The 14,930-nt window shown below is 54.0% G+C and carries 21 protein-coding genes; 11 read left to right on the top strand and 10 right to left on the bottom strand.

Annotated elements, in window-relative coordinates:
* Positions 1-18 precede the first annotated feature (18 nt).
* From EV680_RS01425 to EV680_RS01460, 8 genes are all read left to right on the top strand, one after another.
* Positions 19-255 carry a helix-turn-helix transcriptional regulator gene (locus tag EV680_RS01425; RefSeq protein WP_132952453.1) on the top strand — a complete coding sequence of 79 codons (237 nt, stop codon included), beginning with the start codon at positions 19-21 and terminating at the stop codon, positions 253-255.
* Positions 256-268: 13 nt separating this feature from the next.
* Positions 269-493, top strand: a complete 225-nt coding sequence (locus EV680_RS01430) for a hypothetical protein (RefSeq protein ID WP_132952455.1) — start codon at positions 269-271, stop codon at positions 491-493.
* A 2-nt stretch (positions 494-495) separates the two neighbouring features.
* Complete coding sequence (locus EV680_RS01435) at positions 496-777, top strand: hypothetical protein (RefSeq protein ID WP_132952458.1); 282 nt, start codon at positions 496-498, stop codon at positions 775-777.
* Between the two features lie 157 nt (positions 778-934).
* Positions 935-1,279 (top strand): hypothetical protein, encoded by a 345-nt coding sequence (locus EV680_RS01440; RefSeq protein WP_132952460.1) that lies wholly within the window; start codon positions 935-937, stop codon positions 1,277-1,279.
* Positions 1,269-2,372 carry a toprim domain-containing protein gene (locus EV680_RS01445; protein WP_132952462.1) on the top strand — a complete coding sequence of 368 codons (1,104 nt, stop codon included), beginning with the start codon at positions 1,269-1,271 and terminating at the stop codon, positions 2,370-2,372. Before EV680_RS01440 ends, EV680_RS01445 begins: the two co-directional genes overlap by 11 nt.
* Before the next feature lie 87 nt (positions 2,373-2,459).
* Positions 2,460-4,337: a DUF927 domain-containing protein gene (locus EV680_RS01450; RefSeq protein WP_243650316.1), complete on the top strand. Its 1,878-nt coding sequence runs from the start codon at positions 2,460-2,462 to the stop codon at positions 4,335-4,337.
* Positions 4,338-5,009: 672 nt separating this feature from the next.
* Positions 5,010-5,294 carry a type II toxin-antitoxin system HigB family toxin gene (locus EV680_RS01455; protein WP_132952464.1) on the top strand — a complete coding sequence of 95 codons (285 nt, stop codon included), beginning with the start codon at positions 5,010-5,012 and terminating at the stop codon, positions 5,292-5,294.
* Positions 5,295-5,304: 10 nt separating this feature from the next.
* Positions 5,305-5,667, top strand: a complete 363-nt coding sequence (locus tag EV680_RS01460; RefSeq protein ID WP_132952466.1) for a helix-turn-helix domain-containing protein — start codon at positions 5,305-5,307, stop codon at positions 5,665-5,667.
* Here EV680_RS01460 and EV680_RS12210 read toward each other — a convergent pair.
* On the bottom strand, positions 5,639-5,791 hold the full coding sequence (locus EV680_RS12210) for a terminase small subunit (RefSeq protein ID WP_132952541.1): 153 nt from the start codon (positions 5,789-5,791) through the stop codon (positions 5,639-5,641). The genes EV680_RS01460 and EV680_RS12210 overlap by 29 nt on opposite strands.
* Before the next feature lie 195 nt (positions 5,792-5,986).
* Between EV680_RS12210 and EV680_RS01470 the strand changes: the two genes are divergently transcribed.
* Together EV680_RS01470 and EV680_RS01475 are read left to right on the top strand one after the other, a co-directional pair.
* Positions 5,987-6,412, top strand: a complete 426-nt coding sequence (locus tag EV680_RS01470; RefSeq protein ID WP_132952468.1) for a terminase small subunit — start codon at positions 5,987-5,989, stop codon at positions 6,410-6,412.
* Complete coding sequence (locus tag EV680_RS01475; protein WP_132952470.1) at positions 6,409-6,648, top strand: helix-turn-helix domain-containing protein; 240 nt, start codon at positions 6,409-6,411, stop codon at positions 6,646-6,648. Before EV680_RS01470 ends, EV680_RS01475 begins: the two co-directional genes overlap by 4 nt.
* Positions 6,649-7,281: 633 nt before the next feature.
* On the opposite strand, the gene EV680_RS01480 is transcribed toward EV680_RS01475, so the two are convergent.
* The 6 genes from EV680_RS01480 to EV680_RS01505 form a co-directional block, all read right to left on the bottom strand.
* On the bottom strand, positions 7,282-8,214 hold the full coding sequence (locus tag EV680_RS01480; RefSeq protein WP_132952472.1) for an SDR family NAD(P)-dependent oxidoreductase: 933 nt from the start codon (positions 8,212-8,214) through the stop codon (positions 7,282-7,284).
* Positions 8,215-8,584: 370 nt separating this feature from the next.
* On the bottom strand, positions 8,585-8,896 hold the full coding sequence (locus EV680_RS01485) for a putative quinol monooxygenase (RefSeq protein ID WP_132952474.1): 312 nt from the start codon (positions 8,894-8,896) through the stop codon (positions 8,585-8,587).
* Between the two features lie 54 nt (positions 8,897-8,950).
* Positions 8,951-10,369: an aldehyde dehydrogenase family protein gene (locus EV680_RS01490; RefSeq protein ID WP_132952476.1), complete on the bottom strand. Its 1,419-nt coding sequence runs from the start codon at positions 10,367-10,369 to the stop codon at positions 8,951-8,953.
* A gap of 77 nt (positions 10,370-10,446) precedes the next feature.
* On the bottom strand, positions 10,447-10,893 hold the full coding sequence (locus EV680_RS01495) for a nuclear transport factor 2 family protein (protein WP_132952478.1): 447 nt from the start codon (positions 10,891-10,893) through the stop codon (positions 10,447-10,449).
* Positions 10,894-10,922: 29 nt separating this feature from the next.
* Entirely contained in the window at positions 10,923-11,330 is a 408-nt protein-coding gene (locus EV680_RS01500; RefSeq protein WP_132952480.1) for a GlcG/HbpS family heme-binding protein, read from the bottom strand.
* Between the two features lie 3 nt (positions 11,331-11,333).
* Positions 11,334-12,182 carry an SDR family NAD(P)-dependent oxidoreductase gene (locus EV680_RS01505; protein ID WP_132952482.1) on the bottom strand — a complete coding sequence of 283 codons (849 nt, stop codon included), beginning with the start codon at positions 12,180-12,182 and terminating at the stop codon, positions 11,334-11,336.
* A 131-nt stretch (positions 12,183-12,313) separates the two neighbouring features.
* Here EV680_RS01505 and EV680_RS01510 point away from each other — a divergent pair, with 131 nt between their 5' ends.
* Positions 12,314-12,676 carry a hypothetical protein gene (locus tag EV680_RS01510; protein ID WP_132952484.1) on the top strand — a complete coding sequence of 121 codons (363 nt, stop codon included), beginning with the start codon at positions 12,314-12,316 and terminating at the stop codon, positions 12,674-12,676.
* 11 nt (positions 12,677-12,687) lie between these two features.
* On the opposite strand, the gene EV680_RS01515 is transcribed toward EV680_RS01510, so the two are convergent.
* The 3 genes from EV680_RS01515 to EV680_RS01525 are packed head-to-tail and all read right to left on the bottom strand — an operon-like array spanning position 12,688 to position 14,929.
* Entirely contained in the window at positions 12,688-13,887 is a 1,200-nt protein-coding gene (locus tag EV680_RS01515) for a molybdopterin molybdotransferase MoeA (protein WP_132952486.1), read from the bottom strand.
* Positions 13,881-14,465, bottom strand: coding sequence for a molybdenum cofactor guanylyltransferase MobA (gene mobA, locus EV680_RS01520; protein WP_132952488.1), 585 nt, complete (start codon positions 14,463-14,465; stop codon positions 13,881-13,883). Before mobA ends, EV680_RS01515 begins: the two co-directional genes overlap by 7 nt.
* On the bottom strand, positions 14,462-14,929 hold the full coding sequence (locus EV680_RS01525) for a molybdenum cofactor biosynthesis protein MoaE (RefSeq protein ID WP_132952490.1): 468 nt from the start codon (positions 14,927-14,929) through the stop codon (positions 14,462-14,464). Before EV680_RS01525 ends, mobA begins: the two co-directional genes overlap by 4 nt.
* Position 14,930 lies beyond the last annotated feature (1 nt).

Here is a 14,930-nt window from a genome sequence, read left to right on the forward strand (position 1 = left end):
AACGGATGGAGATAAACCATGCAGCAAATCAACCTCAACAATCTTTCCGATGATGCGCAATTAACAATGGCCGAATTGGAAACCAGCAAAGTGAAAAATCGCCGTGGGATTACGCGCTTGTCAGGCAGTCAAATCCGCCGATTGGAAGCACAAGGCATTTTTCCGAAGAGCCGCCAAATCACAGGCACGAAATGCCGCTTCTATGTGGCTGGTGAAGTGAAGCAATGGCTGGCACAACAAGCCGCCAATAGCTAAGGGAGCGCATGAGATGAACGAAAAAACCGCCCGAATCGGCAAAAATTCAGACGGCCTGTATCTACTCGACAATGGCAACTATCCCCCTGCAATCTGCCGCATAGGCGCGGCCACCACGGGCAAATTATGGGTAATCAACGATAACCCCGCCTATCCGAGCCACACGGTAGAGCCGCATCAAATCCGCATTATCGGGCAGGTAAAAGAGCTGTTTAAAATCGAAAGAAAGGCGGTGTAACCATGAATCAAAATCAAATTGCCCCCGCTTATGGCCGCAAAGAAAGCTACTTCCCTGATGATGGCGCAATCGAAACCAGCTACACCGTTTGCGTATTGCCGCCGTATCATTTGCGCCCCGATACCGTTTGGCAGCAAAACGGTTGGCGGCCATTTACCGCCGATACCGAAGAGCAGGCAGAAGCCGCCGCTATGGCTTATTGCCATGAAAAAGGCTGGCAGTATCAGCGTGTGAATCCACGCGAGCCGATTTATCCGCAAATCCACGGCAGCCAAGCCGAATAAATCCCCCGAATAAATCCCCGCCGATGCGCCTTAAGCCGCATTGGTAGGGAGATTGCAGCCGTAGAAAACAGGCAAGCCCTTGATTTACCGCTAAACGGTGTTTTTCGGAGTGGTGACGGCAAGGCTACCTGAATGGCAGAAAGAAAGAGATTGAGCGATGAAAACCTACACCGATGGGCTGTATCACACCAAGATAACAACCAAAGTATCAGGCAACATCAAGCGCATGAACAAACGGCAGCTTGCTGAAATCAAGCCGCTGGCAGGTTTGATAGCGGCTGAATGTTTTGGTGCAAACCATATGCTTTCCACCCTGATTGACAACTTGGCAGACGGCCACGACCCCACCACCGTTTTAGAGCAGGCAAAGGCCGCCATTGAGCAACATCAACACCAAGCCGCCGCCTTTGCCGAAGCCATGCGTGAGCAAGAAGTTTTTTTAGCCAAGCTGGCTGCACAAACCGCCATACAGATAACAAAAGGGGCAGGCCATGAGCATTAACGCCGACACCATCCGCGCCGCTGCGCAACACCGCTGGCACGGTATCTTAACCGCGCTGGGTGTGCCGTCTGAAAGCTTGCGCAACCAACACCAGCCCTGCCCTGCTTGCGGTGGGATTGACCGCTTTCGTTTCGACGATAAAGACGGGCGAGGCACATTCATTTGCAGCCACTATGGCAATGGCGGCGGTGACGGTTTTCACTTGGTGATGCACCTGCTTGATTGCGACTTTGCCACCGCCCTGATTCATGTGGCTGGTGTTTTGGGTTTGATAGATGCCGCCCCGAAAGCAGAAATCGCCATTAAGGCCGAAAAGAAGCCCACAGAGCGCATTCAAGACAAACAGGTTAAGCTGGTGTCACTTTGGGGTAAATCGCAATCTATGAGCAAAATAGACCCCATAGCAGCCTATTTACGCGGTAGGGGCTTGGAGGCGGAAGACGATTTACCGCAAATGATACGTTATGCCGAATTGCCTTATTGGGTGCAGCTTGCAGACGGCAAATTCAAGCCGATAGGCAGACACCCCGTGATGCTGGCCGCCATCTGCAATCTTGACGGCGAGATACAGGGCTTGCACCAAACCTACCTGAAAGCAGCATGGGTTAAACCGATGGGTGACAACGGCCATCACACGCCCACATTCAGCAAACTGAATATTCATCACCCCGAAACAGGCGAAGAGATGCCCGCCAAGAAAATGCAGAGCCGCCATTCAGGCAGCCTGAAAGGCGCAGCGGTGCAGCTTTACCCGATGGACGAACAAGGCCGCTTGTGTGTGGCAGAGGGTATAGAAACCGCATTGGCGGCGCATGAGTTATTCGCCTTGCCCGTGTGGGCTTGTTTGAGCGCCAACGGCATGAAATCGCTGGTGTTGCCCGATGGCCTGCAAGAATTGCTGATTGTTGCCGACCACGACAGCCCTAGCCCCGTTGGCTACGAAGCCGCCCACAGCCTAGCCGTGCGAGCCATCAAGCAGGGCATCAAAGTGCGCATATGGCAGCCTGAAGAAGAAAACACCGATGCGCTGGACGAATTGAACAGACGTAAACGGCCAGCATGGGCAATCACGCAGCAGTTAAAGGCCGTCTGAAGACCACGAATAAACCCGGCAAGAAAAAGGCCGCCCGAAAAGTTTCAGACGGCCTTGAAAGCAGCATTCCCCCACAAAGGAAACACCATGAATACAAATGAAATTGTATCAGAAAACGCCAGCAAAAGCAGCGGCAAGCGCCCTGTGTTGATAGGCAGTATTGTAAAGGCGCCACAAGTCACCCCCGCCCGTGAAACGCTTGCAGACGGCATTAATGCAGCCGTTACAGAAGCCGAAAGCAAAGGCATGATAGACATTGCCGCCGAAACAGAGCCGTTTGCCATCCAGCCGCGCTATGTGTGCAATAACAAGGGCGTGTTTTACATTGGCGTGAAAACCGTTGACGGTGAAACGGTGGAAGCCGAGCCTATGCGCCTTGCCGACCCTATCGAGCTTGTGGGCAGCGGCACAGACGCAGGCGGCCATTATTACCGTGTGATTCAATACCGCGACAAGCTCACCCGCCAAAGCAAAACCGCCGCCATTCCCAGCGCCGACATTGGCAGCAATCAAGGCTTTCAGCGCTTGCAGTCGTGGGGCATCACCGTTTATTCAGGCAGGGCAAAGCGTGAGCGGCTGGCCGATTATCTGCAAACAGAGGGCAGCAAAGAGCGCTACACCATCACCAATAAAGCAGGCTGGCACGATGGCGCGTATATCCTGCCCAGCGGTGAAATCATCCAACCCGATAAGCAAGGCGGCAAGGTGATTTATCACGGTGATAAAAGCCAAGCCGCCGCTTATCAGCCATCAGGCAGCCTTGCAGAATGGCAGGCCGAAATAGCGCAATACGCAGCAGGGAATAGCCGCTTGTGCCTTGCGCTTGGTGTGGCTTTTGCAGCGCCCTTGTTGCCCTTAATCAAAGCAGAGAGCGGCGGCTTTCACCTGTATGGCGACAGTTCAGACGGCAAAACCACCGCCGCGCTGGTTTCGTTGAGTGTGTGGGCAAATCCCGAAGGCACTAAAGTCACATGGAAAGGCACAAGCCACGGCTTCGACAATTTGGCCGCCGCCCGAAATGACGGCTTGCTGGTGTTGGACGAAATCAGCCAAGCCAAACGCAACGTGATAGGCGACACCGTTTACAGCGTGATGAACGGCACCAACAAAATACAAGGCGCAAAAGACGGCGGTAATCGGGCATTGAGCCGCTGGCGCGTGTTGCTGCTTTCCACGGGCGAAAAAACACCCGAAGCCATTTTGCGTGACACAGAAGACTGGAACGCAGGCCACGCCACCCGTCTGCCGTCTATACCCGCCTTTGCCCGATACGGCATTTACGACACCTTGCACGGCCATGCAGGCGGGGCAGAATTGAGCGAACATCTGCAACAGGCCGCCGCCCACCACCACGGCACAGCAGGCCGCGCCTTTGTCTGCTTGATTGACGAAAACACCCCCGCCCAAACCAAAGAACGCATTAACGCCTTTATGGCTACCTTGCCCGAATTGGGCAGCGGACAAGCCCGAAGAGTGGCCTTGCGCTTTGCCCTTGTTGCCGCCGCTATTGAACTGGCCGCCCCTGTAACAGGCTTGCCCGCCGGTGTGGGCATGGCAGGTATCAAACAATGCTTTGACGCATGGCTGGCAAAAGCAGGCGCAGGCAAATTTGAAGACAGGCGGATTATTAAACAGGGTGTTGATTTTATGCAGTTATACGGTGATTCATTGCGGTTTATCGGCTGGAACAGCCAGCACCCCCACACCAATAACGGGCATGCAGGCTATCGCAAAGAAGCCGCCACCAAAGACGGCGAGCCGCAATACTGGATTATTCCCGCCGTGTTTGAAAGCGAAATCTGCCAAAGCTTCGAACCGCAAAAAGTCTGCACCGTCTTGCATGAAATCGGCTGGCTGGTAAAGCCAAGCGGGAAAGGCTGGAAGCAGAAGAAATACGGTAAAGGCCGCTTCTTCGTATTGGAGGGCATAGAGCCGCCCGAAACAGACGACAACCAAGCGCAATAACCGCCCCGCCGTTTCAGACGGCATCAAACCCAAACACCAGCACCGCCGCTGGTGTTTTTTTATCGACCGCCGCCAATCCTCGAAACAAGCGATTTAAGCCGCCTTTCCGTTCAGACGGCCTAAGCCCTACCCCCGCCATTAAATGCGCCCAAAACAGCCGCTTTACCGCCTTGCCGCCCAAATTAGAAAACAGACCAGAGATTCAGACGGCCACCAGTCAAAACCCAGTCAAGAAAACAGCCATGATTTCCAAATAGGAAACAATCAATAGAAAATAAGCCTGATTGTTGAATTTAAAAATTGCTACACGCGAGAAAAACGATTTTTAGGTTGGTATGGTTGGTATGATTGCTGTAAGCCTTTATCCATGCGGGTTTCGGCATGGCAACCTAACAAAATCTAGGTTGGTATGTGGTTGGTATGGTTGGTATGACTTTAAAATCAACAACTTAAAACATTCAAAAATAAACATACCAACCCATACCAACCATTCTTAATCATGGTTGCCATGCGGAAAGCCTTTATCCATGCGGGTTTCAGCGATTCATGGCAACATACCAACCATACCAACCACTTTTTCTATCCCTATACGGTGTTTTGGGTGAAAACAGTAAATTAATTCCCAAAACGGGAAAATGAGGGGTATAATTCCCAAAACAGGAAAGCGGATAAATGGAAATACTAGGCAAAGGCAAACTTGAGCAATTTAGGCGCAAACACCCCGATAGCAGGAAAGCCCTGACAAGATGGATAGCTGATGTAGAACGCGAAGACTGGCAGACCCCGCAAGACATTAAAGCCGTGTATCAATCCGCCGACTTCTTGGCAGGAAACAGAGTAATTTTCAACATACGCGGCAACCATTTCAGATTGATAGCCGTGGTTGTTTATGCGGCAGGGCGTTTGATTATCGAATGGGTAGGCACACACGCAGAATATGACAAGAAATCATTTTAGGAGAGAAACCATGACATACAGCCTGATTAAAACCGAAGCCCAAAACGAAGCCGCGCTAGAGCGCCTGCTTGAGCTTGGCAGCCAAAACGAAATGACCGAAGCCGAAGCAGAAGAATTTGAAATGCTGGCATTGTTGGTAAAAAACTACGAAGACAAGCACTACAAAATCGACACCAGCGAAGTTACCCCGCTGGATATTATTAAATTCCGCATGGAACAAAACGGCCTGACCGCCAAAGACATGACCGCCTATCTTGGCAGCCCGTCTAAAGTTTCCGAGGTATTGAGCGGCAAACGCCCGTTAAGCCTGACCATGATTAAAAAACTGCACAAGGGCTTGCACATCAGCGCCGATTTATTGCTGGAAGTATGAAGCGCCAGCAAAACAAGGCCGTCTGAACATTCAGGCGGCTTTCAATTTCGGATTTGATGTTAACATTCATCAACATTCGTGCAGCCTGTTGCGGTGCCGTTCTCTCGCTATACCCCGCCCGTATTGCCGCTTGCCTGCAAGCTTCGCAGAGCGACTTTCACCTCTTGGCAGCCCACCACTACCACCAGCCATCAAGCCACGCTAAAACACACTAAAACGGCTCTTTCATGGGGCTGTCTTTGCAAACAGCCCACCACCGCTTTCTAACGGGCATAGAAACCCTTACAATGTGAAGCAAACACCACACAGAAAATGCAGCATGAGCCGCCCCACCGAATTAACCGAAGCGCTGATAAAAATGGCCGCCCACTATGCCGATAGCGGCTTTTCAGAAAACAGCGAAGCCCTGCCCACCATCAGCGGGCTAGCCCTTTATCTTGGCAAGAGCAAAAGCAGCCTTGCCGCTTATGCCGACCAAAGCGAAGAAATGGCCGACATACTCGACCGCATCAAATGCCGCCAAGAAGTCATGCTGATTAACGGCGGCCTGCAAGGCGATTTCAACGCGGGTATTGCCAAGCTGATGTTGGCCAACCACGGCTACAACGAAAAGCAGGCTATCGACCACACCAGCAACGGCCACAGCATTAATTACAGCAACATGCCGACCGTTATCGAGTTTGTCGCCCCTGATTTTGAAGAATACACAGCATGGCGCGACCAAAAGCAGGAAAGCCCAGCATGACCCCTGCCGACATCCACGCCATCCGCCACCGCATCAAACTGCCACACAAGCACCCATTGCACACCACCACGCAGAAAGAGCTGGCCGAACTGATACAGGTATCACCCCAAACCATCGCCGCATGGGAAACAGGCAGACGCAAACCCAGCGGCGCGGCCAAAGTGTTATTGCAACTCTTAGCAGCGCATCCCGCCCTACTTTCAGAAATCAGCGGCAGCCAAAAAAAGCGCACTTGATACCGCCCCCGAAAAACCGCTATGATGGGTGTACCGATAAGGCGGCAACGGCAGTAAAAAAATACCCCTACCAAGCAGTTATGGGGTAATTCTTGGGGTAATATTTCCAATACCCAAAAAATGAAAATCAATAAAATCAGAAAGTTACGCCCTATTTCCCGTAGACCCCGCCTCCACCAGTTACCCTTCCAACCCCTTGGCCACCAAGGGGTTTTATTTTGCCCATTTCCACACAAACTATTCAGCTTTCTTCAAACACTGCACATTTTACTATACCGAATACCGAATTAAGCATTTTGATACCAAAGCAGGCGGTGACACTACCTACACTTTCCTTATTGCAAAACAGGGGCTTGCCAATCTCTGCTGGCGGAGAAGGATATGATCGCAGCCAAAATAATGCAAAACCGATAGCGCTTACTCAAATAAAACAAGGCCGTCTGAAAAGCTTTCAGACGGCCTTGTTTTATACTCATTCAAACAAAGTAAGTTGCCGAAGCGGCGAGCCGCAGACGGTTTGCACATGCGGCAAGGCAGGCCGGCAGCGCAGTCAGGTGATTTGTTTGAACAGGCATCACAGCATCGATGGGCTGCATGCTGCACAATCAGCAGGTTTGCCCGCGCTCGGGATAATCAGGCCTTGCCCAGCAAAGCGAGCGATACATTCCACAAGCGCTCGGCCAAGGCGGGGTCGAGTGCCCAGTGTGCCACCAGCGACATTTCGTCAAACGGGTTGCCGCTGGCGCGGACAATCGGTTCGGCTTCGTTGCAGTCGGCAAAATAGCGCCCGCTCACGCCCTCGAGCAGCGGTGAAGCGGCCACCAGCACGGAAGTGGCGGCGCCTTGTTGCGGGGTTTTCCAATATTCTTCCGGCGACACCAATTCGCCGCTGTGGCGTTGCAGATTGGTGTGAATCGCGCCGGGCATCACGGCGTTGGCAAAAATACCGTCGGCTGCCCAGCGGCGGGCAGCTTCTACGGCGAAGAGTGCGTTGGCACTTTTCGATTGGCCGTAAGCCGTCCAGGCATCGTAGGGGCGGATGTCGTATTGGATGTCTTCAAACACCACCGGGCTGATGTGGTGGCCGCTAGAGCTGAGCGACACCAGCCGTGCGCCCTCTTGCTTCATCGCCGGATGCAGGGCCAAAGCCAACGCGAAATGGCCCATGTGGTTGGTGGCAAACTGGCTCTCCCAGCCTTGCGGCGAGCGCGACAGCGGGCTGGCCATCACGCCGGCGTTGTTGATTAAAATATGCAGCGGCCCTTGCCAGGCGCGGGCGAGCGCTTCTACGCTGGCCAAGTCGCTCAAATCCAGCGCCATCACATGGATATTGGGGTTGCCGGTGGCTGCGGCCAAATCGGCGGCCACTTTCTGCCCGGCTTCGACATTGCGCACGGCAATGGTCACATCTGCGCCGGCCAGCGCCAGTGCGCGGGCGGTTTCGATGCCGATGCCGGAAGCGGCGCCGGTAATCAGCGCGCGTTTGCCGCCAAGGTTTACGTCTTTGATAATATCGTTGGCATCGGTGCGCATGCCGTAAGGGGTGGTGATGCGGGATTGGGTCATGTGATTACTCCTTGGATATAATATTAGTTTTCATTTCAGACGGCCTTAAGGCTACCTGAATAAAGTTGGCCAATTCAGGTTTGGCCGAAGCGTAGGTTGGGTTGATAAACCCAACGTTTCAGACGGCTTGTGGATTTGTTGGGCTTATCAACCCAACCTACCCGCTGGTTTTGCCGATCACCGCTTTCGGCTCTGATAATACTTTCAAACCGAACACGCCTTGCGTGGATGTGTATTGCCGCTTTGTAAAAGTGGGGGGCATTTTCCCAACCGGGCAGTAAGTCGGAAAACAAGTGAAATGCCGTCTGAAAGCCAATCTATCTTCAGACGGCCTTTTCATTTCCACCGCCTAATAAACGGGGGATTGGTTTTACCCAATCACCACTTCCCGCTCTCCGGTAACATCGTACATTTTAATCTGCACATTTCGGGCTTTTTGCAAGCCTTTTTCAGCGAAGGCTTTGAGTGACGCTTGTTTTAAATGCGCGTCCAACGCTGCTTGACTCTGCCATTTTTCCAGCAGCGTAATCTGCGTTGTGTCGGCATCTTGCGCGGCAAGGGCAAAGCTGTAATAAAGACAGCCGTTTTCTTGGCGGGTGGCGGCTTCAAGCGACAAAATATCGGCTTTCAGCGCTTGATAATCCGCCGTATTAAATTCAACAGAACCGGCAACAATAATCATGGTTGTTCCTTTTTCAGATTAGCGGGCAAGAATGCCCCTAGTTAATTAAGCCATTTACCCGATCACGGCTTTCGGCTCTAAAAACGCTTCCAAACCGAACACGCCGTATTCGCGCCCTACGCCTGATTGCTTGAAGCCGCCAAACGGTGCCAGCGGGTCGTGCAGCACATTGTTGATGCACACGCGGCCGGCGTCGATGTGCTTGGCCAGCTCATACGCGCGGTTTTTGTCGGCCGAGGTGATGTAGGAGCACAGGCCGTAAGGCGTGTCGTTGGCAATCTTGATGGCGTCGGCATCATCTTCATAGGGGATGATACACAGCACCGGGCCGAAGATTTCTTCTTGGGCAATGCGCATTTTGTTGTTCACATTGGTGAAAATGGTGGGTTTCACAAAATTGCCTGTTTCCAGCCCTTCGGGTTTGCCCAAGCCGCCGGTGAGCAAGGTGGCACCCTGCTCGATGCCGCTGTGGATATAGCCTTGAATGGTTTCCCATTGTTTGCGGCTCACCATCGGGCCGATGTTGACGCTTTTGTCTTTCGGGTCGCCCACTTTCACCGCTTGCTCGATGGTGGCTTTGGCAATGGCGTTCACTTCGTCCAAACGCTTGGCCGGCACCAGCAGACGGGTGGCGGCGGCGCAGGCCTGGCCGCTGTTGAGGTAGGCGGCGAAAATGGCTTTGGGAATGGCATCGGCAAAGTCGGCATCGTCCAGAATAATGTTGGGCGATTTGCCGCCCAATTCGAGCGTAACGCGTTTCATGGTGTCGGCCGCGCCCTTGGCAATGGTTTTGCCCACGCCGGTGGAGCCGGTGAAGCTGATTTTGTTAACATCAGGGTTGACGGTGAGCTCATTGCCCACCACGGGGCCGGTGCCGTGCAGGATATTGACCACGCCTTTGGGAATGCCGGCTGCATGGATGCATTCCATCATCACCTGGGTTTGCTGGGCAGAAAGCTCGGCGGGCTTGATCACCACGGTGCAACCGGCGCCGATGGCTGAGGCCACTTTGGTGCAGATAAAGCCGTTGCTCATGTTCCACGGAATAATAATGCCCACCACACCTGCCGCTTGCAGGCGCACTTTGGAATGGCCTGCTTTGGGCTCGAAGTCGAAATCTTTCACCACGCCGGCCATTTCTTTGAAATCATCAATGCTGTAGGGCATGATCATTTCCACAAATGCCGAAGCGCCGCCGTATTCATCCACCATCACATCAATCAAATCCTGCTCGCGTGCTTTGAGCGCGGCATGCAGTTTTTCCAAATAGCCGATGCGCTCTTCTTTGCTGGTTTGCGAAAAGGTTTTCAGCGCTTCTTTGGCGGCCGCAATGGCTTTGCGGGTGTCCATTTCATCGGCCAGGCGCACATCGGCCACTTTTTCATTGCTCACCGGGCTGAATAAATCCATGATTTCGCTGCCGTGCGGGGTAACGAATTCGCCGTTGATATAAATTTTATCCAAATGTTTCATGATGTTTCCTGCTTGATGGTTATCTGAATCTACGCTGTTGCGTGCCAGCATGCAACACGCTTTAGCGGGGCAAACCGTTAGCGGTTTTCCACCCAATCTACCAACAATTTGCGCTCGGCAAACAGCCATTTGCCGTTTTGTTTCACAAACACATCTTCGTAGCGCATAGCGGCCACCATCAGCTTTTGTACGCCCTCTTCCACGCTTAAATGGTGGGCGATGCAATAAGAATAACCGCGTGCCCGCTCGGTGCTGTCGAACCAAACGCTGTTTTGGCCGTTAAAGTGCATCTTGGCCTGATAATGCGTGAGCGCTTCAAACACCGGCACCAAATTGGCGCGGCCTTTCACCGTTTGCGTGGGCGTGGCGGATTTGGCATCCATATACACCACGTAATCAGTGTCTTCGGTAAACAAGGCTGCCTGCGCCTGAGGGTCGGCCTGATCAGCGTAATAGGCGTAATGGTCGATCAAATCACGGATGGCGAGCCTATCGGCCATTTCTTGCAGTGAAAATTCAGTCATTTTCATTTCCTCTTAGATGTTTTTGGACATCAGACATTGGTTAACGCGGCCAATCCTGCTTTGGCCACTTGCATATCCTGCTCGGCGGTGACGCCTGAGGCGCCGATGGCACCGGCGATTTGGCCGTTCACCAGCACCGGCAGGCCGCCGCTCAGAGAAGTGACCAAGGGTGCGGAGAGAAAAGCGTTTCTGCCGCTGGCCACAATGTCTTCAAACAATTTGCTCTCAAAGCCGCTGATGGCAGCGGTTTTGGCTTTTTCTTGTGAGAATACGGCATTCATCGGCGCGGTGTTGTCCAGCCGCGTCATCGCCAGCAAATGGCCGCCATCGTCCACAATGCTGATGGCCACCGGCCAGCCGTGTTTTTTGGCTTCTGCAACGGCGGCGGCCATCATCAGCGCGGTTTCGTGTTCGCTCAAAATCGGTTTGGTTTTCATGGTTTACTCCTGTGTGGGCCTAAAGCCGGTTTTGCCTGCAAAAGCCACCGATTCGGCCAGCGCTTTTTGCGCGGCTAACGTGGCGACATTATGGGCATAAGCTTGCTCCAACGTGGCGAAGGTGTCCACCCCCAAAGCGGTGCGCAGCGGCGGCGCCGGCAGTTGGGTTAAATGGTAAATCACGGCGGCGATTTTTTGCGGATCGCCGGCAATATTGTCTTCGCCGTATTGCTCGATATAGCGGCGCACTTGGCCGACGGTGCTGTCGCGATAAGCTTCTGATTCTTCGGTCCAGTTTACATTGGTGATGAAATCGGTTTTCATCGAGCCGGGCTCAACGATAAGGGTGTTGATGCCAAAGCCCGCCACTTCCTGCGCCACGGTTTCGGCAAAGCCTTCGAGGCCGAATTTGGCGGCATGGTATAGGGCGCCGCCGGGAAAGCTCACACGACCGCCCACGCTGGTGATATACACAATCGCGCCGCTTTTTCTGGCGCGCATGGCCGGCAGAAAGGCGCGGGTGAGGTAAATCGGCGACACTAAATTCAGGTCGAGCTGCTGCTGGATTTGCGCTTCACTCAATTCTTCCATCGCGCCCAAAATCGCGCCACCGGCGTTGTTGATCAACACATCGGCGTCTTGATGACGGGCGGCCACGGCGGCGATTTCGCCGATTTGGGTGACATCCAGTTTTTCCGCAATCAAGCGGCCGCCGGATTGCGCCGCCAAATCGGCCAACGCCTCGGGGCGGCGCACGGCGGCCACCACGGTGTGGCCTGCGCTTAGCACGGCTTTAACCAATTCGATGCCCAAGCCGCCCGAGGCGCCGGTGATAAAATATTTTTGCGACATGCTGCACTCCTGTGATGAAGCGGTGGATGAAGCATGCAGTATAGATTTGAAAAATGAAAAATAAAATAAGCCCGCATTGCACAAATTCATGCAATAAATCGCACAATGCCGTCTGAAAGCGAGCGGAAAAGATGCAAGGTGCGCGCATGCTTGTTTCATGCGGCTTGGCGCGGCATGCTTTCGCAACAATCAGCACTAAACAACTCGCTGCGGGCATAGATTTTTCAAGTAAAACGTTGCAAGGCTGTGTTTGCCTCAACCGCACCGTTGCGTTGTTTCCCATCAGCAGAGTGGCGCTGACATCCATTCAAAAAAGTAAGCTCACAAGGCGGGGCAACGCTGTCAGTATTTTTCGGATGGTTATGGTGCCTATTTTTTTTCCACAAAACCGCATTGCAAACGGGATAAACCAGCAGATAAACACAATAGATTGTGCAGATTTATTTATTAATGAAACAGGCCGTCTGAAAACTTTCAGACGGCCTGTACGTTAATCATTATCCGCTCAAGTCGGCAGCAAATACACTTTCACTTTTTGCCCCGCTTCCACCACGCTGCCTGCGGGCACTTCACACAAGGCATTGGCATGCGCGCAGGTGCTGAGCATGGCCGAGCCTTGGTTGGGCAACAGGGTGGCCACGGTGTCGCCCGCTTCATTGATGCCCACTTCCACACGCAGAAATTCGCGCCGTTTGATGGCTTTGCGGGTGCTGAAAGCTGCCGTGGCGCTGATGGCCGGCATGCGCCAATAGCGCGCCTCTTTGCCCATTAATTTATTAAGCACGGGAAAAAGCAGCATATGGGCGGTAACGAAAGTGGCCACGGGATTGCCGGGCAACACAAACACTTTGGCCGAGCCTATGCTGCCCCAGGCGAAAGGCTTGCCCGGCTTGATGGCAATGCTGTGCTCGATGAGGGTGCCGGCGTTTTGAATCGCTTGTTTGAGGTAATCGGCCTCGCCCACCGAAGCGCCGCCGCTGGTGATGATGACATCGAATTTTTTCGCGGCAAAGCCCAGCGCGGCTTCGGTGCGTGCCAAGTCATCGGGCAAAATGCCGCCGTCCATCACTTGCGCACCGCGCGTTTGCAGCCAAGCCATCAATTGGAAGCGGTTGGCATCATAAATTTTGCCTTCGGCCAAAGGCTCACCCGGCTCGATGATTTCGTTGCCGCTGGAAAACACAATCACTTTGAGTTTGCTGTAAACGGGCACGTTTTTATAGCCTTGCGATGCGGCCAGGCCGAGCGCGGCGGCGTTGAGCTTGCTGCCTTGGGCAAGCAATTCCTGCCCGGTTTGGATTTCTTCTGCCTTCAGTCGCATATGTTGCCCCGGCTCGATATCGGCGGCCACATGCAAGTGTTCGCCCCGGCATTCGGTTTGCTCTTGCGCCACCACGGCGGTGGTGTTGGGCGGCAGCGGTGCGCCGGTGAAAATGCGGGCGGCTTGGCCTTGTTGCAGCGGCGCGGCGCTGCCCTCGCCCGCCTGCGTGCGGCCGACCACGGTAAATTCTTTCAGACGGCCTTCGTGATCACACACGGCATAACCATCCATGGCGCTGTTGTCAAACATCGGGCTGGGGTATTGCGCAGCCAGCGGCGCGGCCAAAATGCGGTTGGCCGCCTCGGCCAGCGATAAATTGGCGCTGGCGAGCGTGCATGAGTGGGTGTCGAGCAATTGTTGGCGCGCAAGGTCGAAATCTAGCATGAGGGGTTTTCCATATCTTGTGGTGAGTTGTAATTGGCGAAATCGGCTTCGTGCTTGAAATGCACGGCGCGGGCGCGTTGTTGCTGCAACCAGCCGCGTATGGTACGTGCACCGGCGTTGAGATAGGAAATGGTGGCCGGCAGCAATTGCGGCCGCACGAAAATCACGCTGTAGTGCGGCTGCGCATCGGTTTGGGCATAAAACGCGCTGCACAAGGGCGATTTTTGTGCCGCCGCCAAAAATACGGCCACCAAATCGCGCGGCAGTTTCGGTGTGTCGCACGGCACAATCAACAGCCATTCTGCGCTGGCCAGCTGAAAATCGCTGGCGGCGGTGCACAAAGCGGCCAAAGGCCCCAAATGCTGCCATTGGCGCGCATCGGCAAACACATGCGGGCTGCGCCGGGCATATTGCTCGAGGTTGCGGTTGGCGCTGATGGCGATGTGCGCCACCTGCGGGCGGATGCAGTCGATCACATAATCAACAAACGCGCGCCCTTGCCAGAGCACCAGCCCTTTGTCGGCGCCGCCCATGCGGCTGCCCTGCCCGCCGGCCAAGATTAAGGCATTGATTTTCATGCGCCGCCATCCCATTGCGCAGCCGCTTTCTGATCGCTTATCTTGGCCTCCACCCAATGCTGGCTGCCGTCGATAAAGCGCTCCTGTTTCCAGAAAGGCGCTTCGGTTTTCAGATAATCCATCAAATATTCGGCGGCGGCAAAAGCGGCTTTGCGGTGGGCAGATGCAGCCAACACCAACACAATCTGCTCATCGGCAGCCAAAAGGCCCACACGGTGGATCACCGTGCAGGCGGTGAGCGGCCAGCGTGCGGCTGCTTCGGCAACAATGCGCGCAATTTCCGCTTCGGTTACTTCCGGAAAATGCTCCAGATAAAGATGCGCCAGCGGGATAGCGGTGTCGCGGTCGCGCACCAGCCCGCTGAAGGCCACTACCGCGCCGATATTGCACCCTTGCGCCAGCAGGGCTTCGTATTCGGTTTGCAGATGAAAATCCGCACTTTGCACGCGTATATCGGGCTGCATG

This window comes from Uruburuella suis (assembly GCF_004341385.1).
Taxonomy (GTDB): domain Bacteria; phylum Pseudomonadota; class Gammaproteobacteria; order Burkholderiales; family Neisseriaceae; genus Neisseria; species Neisseria suis.